We start from the raw sequence: 1,186 nt of genomic DNA, 5'->3' as shown, positions 1-1,186 counted from the left end.
AGCGTCTGTTCCAGGCCGAGGCCGGGATCGAGGAACCATTTCCAGGCAACGCCGGTGACGATGAAGGAGAGCGCCATCGGATAGAGGAAGATCGGTCGGAGCAGCCCCTCGCCACGGATCTTCTGGTCGAGCAGGATGGCGAGGAAGAGACCGAGCGCCAGGCAGATGCCGACATAGAGGAAGCCGAAGATCGCCATGTTGGTGATCGAGGTATACCAGGAGGACGGCGGATCGCTCTCGAAGGTCCAGCGCCACAGCCGCTGATAGGCGCGTGCGCCGGTCAGCGCATAGGAGGGAAAGGTCTTGGAATTGGTGAAGGACAGATAGGCCGTCCAGATGATGAAGCCGTAGACGAAGATGATGGTGATGACGAAGCTCGGCGCCAGCACGATCTTCGGCAGCGCATCCTGCAGCCGGCCGCGCAACGAGATGCCCGTCGATTGCCGCGGCGTCAGAACCGGATCGGTGGTCGCAACTGTGCTCATGGAATGTCATTTCCTCCCCGCATGATGGCTCCTCGATATCGTCCGGGCATGATCATCCTGCATGATCGGCGCGGAGCCTGAAGCTTCCCCGCGGGTCACGCGGGGAAGCATTGTCATCACAAGTGATCTCAGCGGGCGTCGTCGATCGCCTGGACCAGCTGGGTCACGGCCTCGTCGGAGGTCTTGATCTGGCCGTGGACGAACTTCGAGACGACGTCCTTGTAGGCATTGGCGATCGCCGGCGGTGCGCCATAGCCTTGCGCCAGCGAGCCGAACAGCGTGCCGCCTTCATTGGCAGCCTTCAGGTCGGCGATACCCTTCTTGCCGCAGGCGTCGAAGTCGGTATCGGGAACGTCGGTGCGAGCCGGCACCGAGCCCTTGACGACGTTGAAGGCCGACTGGAAGCTCTTCGACAGCGTTGCGGTTGCCAGCGCCACCTGCGCCGCCTTGCGGTCGTCGGGGACGTTGAACATACCGAACATGTCGGAGTTGTAGATCACGCTGCCGTCGGTGCCGGGGAAGCGGTAGCACAGGAAGTCGGTATCCGGCGTCTTCTTGGCGGCGACGAATTCGCCCTTGGCCCAGTCGCCCATCACCTGCACCAGCGCATCACCCTTGATGACCATGGCGGTGGCGAGGTTCCAGTCGCGGCCGGAGAAGTTCGGATCGACATATTTGACGATCGTCGCCAGATTGTCGAA

2 protein-coding genes are annotated in these 1,186 nt (G+C 62.2%); both read right to left on the bottom strand.

Features of this window, described 5'->3' with window-relative positions; genetic code table 11:
- On the bottom strand, nt 1–485 hold a 485-nt coding region (locus tag FHT79_RS31915; protein ID WP_183904734.1), incomplete at its 3' end, for a sugar ABC transporter permease.
- A 128-nt stretch (nt 486–613) separates the two neighbouring features.
- Nucleotides 614–1,186, bottom strand: a 573-nt coding sequence (locus FHT79_RS31910; protein WP_183904733.1) for an ABC transporter substrate-binding protein, incomplete at its 5' end; no start/stop codon positions are given.

It is taken from the genome of Rhizobium sp. BK212 (genome assembly GCF_014197475.1).
GTDB lineage: Bacteria > Pseudomonadota > Alphaproteobacteria > Rhizobiales > Rhizobiaceae > Rhizobium > Rhizobium anhuiense.
This window is presented reverse-complemented; position numbering and strand designations above follow the sequence as displayed.